The organism is Pseudomonas sp. CAN1 (assembly GCF_030462585.1).
In the GTDB taxonomy this organism is placed as follows: Bacteria; Pseudomonadota; Gammaproteobacteria; order Pseudomonadales; family Pseudomonadaceae; genus Pseudomonas.
The window spans coordinates 1-3668 of sequence record NZ_JASMRU010000083.1; the positions used below are offsets into that span (position 1 = coordinate 1).

Genomic DNA, 3668 nt, shown 5'->3' on the forward strand with positions numbered 1-3668 from the left:
GTCGTAACAAGGTAGCCGTAGGGGAACCTGCGGCTGGATCACCTCCTTAATCGAAGATCTCAGCTTCTTCATAAGCTCCCACACGAATTGCTTGATTCACTGGTTAGACGATTGGGTCTGTAGCTCAGTTGGTTAGAGCGCACCCCTGATAAGGGTGAGGTCGGCAGTTCGAATCTGCCCAGACCCACCAATTGTTGTGGTGTGCTGCTGATCCGATGGGGCCATAGCTCAGCTGGGAGAGCGCCTGCTTTGCACGCAGGAGGTCAGGAGTTCGATCCTCCTTGGCTCCACCATTAATCGTCGAAAGCTCAGACATGAATGTTCAGGTTGAACGAACATTGATGTCTGGTCTTTGTGCCAGAACYGTTCTTTAAAAATTTGGGTATGTGATAGAAGTAGACTGAATAATCTCTTTCACTGGTGATTATTCAAGTCAAGGTAAAATTTGCGAGTTCAAGCGCGAATTTTCGGCGAATGTCGTCTTCACGTTMGAGACAATAACCAGATTGCTTGGGGTTATATGGTCAAGTGAAGAAGCGCATACGGTGGATGCCTTGGCAGTCAGAGGCGATGAAAGACGTGGTAGCCTGCGATAAGCTTCGGGGAGTCGGCAAACAGACTTTGATCCGGAGATCTCTGAATGGGGAAACCCACCTAGCATAAGTTAGGTATCTTGTACTGAATACATAGGTGCAAGAGGCGAACCAGGGGAACTGAAACATCTAAGTACCCTGAGGAAAAGAAATCAACCGAGATTCCCTTAGTAGTGGCGAGCGAACGGGGATTAGCCCTTAAGCTTCTTTGAATCTAACAGAACGCTCTGGAAAGTGCGGCCATAGTGGGTGATAGCCCCGTATGTGAAAGGTTCTTTGAAGTGAAATCGAGTAGGACGGAGCACGAGAAACTTTGTCTGAATATGGGGGGACCATCCTCCAAGGCTAAATACTACTGACTGACCGATAGTGAACCAGTACCGTGAGGGAAAGGCGAAAAGAACCCCGGAGAGGGGAGTGAAATAGAACCTGAAACCGTATGCGTACAAGCAGTGGGAGCCTACTTTGTTAGGTGACTGCGTACCTTTTGTATAATGGGTCAGCGACTTATATTCAGTGGCGAGCTTAACCGTATAGGGAAGGCGTAGCGAAAGCGAGTCTTAATAGGGCGTTTTAGTCGCTGGGTATAGACCCGAAACCGGGCGATCTATCCATGAGCAGGTTGAAGGTTAGGTAACACTGACTGGAGGACCGAACCCACTCCCGTTGAAAAGGTAGGGGATGACTTGTGGATCGGAGTGAAAGGCTAATCAAGCTCGGAGATAGCTGGTTCTCCTCGAAAGCTATTTAGGTAGCGCCTCACGTATCACTCCAGGGGGTAGAGCACTGTTTCGGCTAGGGGGTCATCCCGACTTACCAAACCGATGCAAACTCCGAATACCTGGAAGTGTCAGCGTGGGAGACACACGGCGGGTGCTAACGTCCGTCGTGAAAAGGGAAACAACCCAGACCGTCAGCTAAGGTCCCAAAGTTATGGTTAAGTGGTAAACGATGTGGGAAGGCTTAGACAGCTAGGAGGTTGGCTTAGAAGCAGCCACCCTTTAAAGAAAGCGTAATAGCTCACTAGTCGAGTCGGCCTGCGCGGAAGATGTAACGGGGCTCAAACCATACACCGAAGCTACGGGTGCATCGYAAGATGCGCGGTAGAGGAGCGTTCTGTAAGCCTGTGAAGGTGAGTTGAGAAGCTTGCTGGAGGTATCAGAAGTGCGAATGCTGACATGAGTAACGACAATGGGAGTGAAAAACTCCCACGCCGAAAGACCAAGGGTTCCTGCGCAACGTTAATCGACGCAGGGTTAGTCGGTCCCTAAGGCGAGGCTGAAGAGCGTAGTCGATGGGAAACAGGTTAATATTCCTGTACTTCTAGTTACTGCGATGGAGGGACGGAGAAGGCTAGGCCAGCTTGGCGTTGGTTGTCCAAGTTTAAGGTGGTAGGCAGAGATCTTAGGTAAATCCGGGGTCTTAATGCCGAGAGCTGATGACGAGTCATCTTTYAGATGATGAAGTGGTTGATGCCATGCTTCCAGGAAAAGCTTCTAAGCTTCAGGTAACTAGGAACCGTACCCCAAACCGACACAGGTGGTTGGGTAGAGAATACCAAGGCGCTTGAGAGAACTCGGGTGAAGGAACTAGGCAAAATGGCACCGTAACTTCGGGAGAAGGTGCGCCGGCGAGGGTTAAGGATTTACTCCRTAAGCCCATGCCGGTCGAAGATACCAGGCCGCTGCGACTGTTTATTAAAAACACAGCACTCTGCAAACACGAAAGTGGACGTATAGGGTGTGACGCCTGCCCGGTGCCGGAAGGTTAATTGATGGGGTTAGCGAAAGCGAAGCTCTTGATCGAAGCCCCGGTAAACGGCGGCCGTAACTATAACGGTCCTAAGGTAGCGAAATTCCTTGTCGGGTAAGTTCCGACCTGCACGAATGGCGTAACGATGGCGGCGCTGTCTCCACCCGAGACTCAGTGAAATTGAAATCGCTGTGAAGATGCAGTGTATCCGCGGCTAGACGGAAAGACCCCGTGAACCTTTACTGTAGCTTTGCACTGGACTTTGAGCCTGCTTGTGTAGGATAGGTGGGAGGCTTTGAAGCGTGGACGCCAGTCTGCGTGGAGCCATCCTTGAAATACCACCCTGGCATGCTTGAGGTTCTAACTCTGGTCCGTTATCCGGATCGAGGACAGTGTATGGTGGGCAGTTTGACTGGGGCGGTCTCCTCCTAAAGAGTAACGGAGGAGTACGAAGGTGCGCTCAGACCGGTCGGAAATCGGTCGTAGAGTATAAAGGCAAAAGCGCGCTTGACTGCGAGACAGACACGTCGAGCAGGTACGAAAGTAGGTCTTAGTGATCCGGTGGTTCTGTATGGAAGGGCCATCGCTCAACGGATAAAAGGTACTCCGGGGATAACAGGCTGATACCGCCCAAGAGTTCATATCGACGGCGGTGTTTGGCACCTCGATGTCGGCTCATCACATCCTGGGGCTGAAGCCGGTCCCAAGGGTATGGCTGTTCGCCATTTAAAGTGGTACGCGAGCTGGGTTTAGAACGTCGTGAGACAGTTCGGTCCCTATCTGCCGTGGACGTTTGAGATTTGAGAGGGGCTGCTCCTAGTACGAGAGGACCGGAGTGGACGAACCTCTGGTGTTCCGGTTGTCACGCCAGTGGCATTGCCGGGTAGCTATGTTCGGAATAGATAACCGCTGAAAGCATCTAAGCGGGAAACTAGCCTCAAGATGAGATCTCACTGGGAACTTGATTCCCCTRAAGGGCCGTCGAAGACTACGACGTTGATAGGTCGGGTGTGTAAGCGCTGTGAGGCGTTGAGCTAACCGATACTAATTGCCCGTGAGGCTTGACCATATAACACCCAAACAATTTGCGTGTTGTACGGTGAAGACGTAACGAACCGAAAGTTCGTGTGAACCGCATGATCCTGCGAACTCGCAGCCCGCCCGCAACATCCTGCCCAACCCCCGCGCTTGACGCTTTCCGCCGTCGAATGTTCAGATGCGCCCCGTTTCAGGTGCCCCCCGCCGCCGTGCGTGGGGTGAAACGGGAAGCCGGTGCGTCGCCTTCGAGCGATCAGTCCGGCGCTGCCCCCGCAACGGTAAGCG

The 3668-nt window shown here is 52.2% G+C and carries 2 tRNA genes, 1 rRNA gene and 1 riboswitch; all 3 genes read left to right on the top strand.

Annotation, left to right across the window (positions count from 1 at the left end):
• The first annotated feature begins 113 nt into the window (after positions 1 to 113).
• The 3 genes from QO207_RS31280 (at position 114) to QO207_RS31290 (ending at position 3414) form a co-directional block, all read left to right on the top strand.
• Positions 114 to 190: transfer RNA gene (locus QO207_RS31280), tRNA-Ile, on the top strand.
• A 27-nt stretch (positions 191 to 217) separates the two neighbouring features.
• Positions 218 to 293, top strand: a tRNA-Ala gene (locus tag QO207_RS31285).
• Positions 294 to 522: 229 nt separating this feature from the next.
• Positions 523 to 3414, top strand: a 23S ribosomal RNA gene (locus QO207_RS31290).
• A gap of 144 nt (positions 3415 to 3558) precedes the next feature.
• A riboswitch (cobalamin riboswitch) is annotated at positions 3559 to 3668 on the top strand. This riboswitch is flagged as partial in the annotation.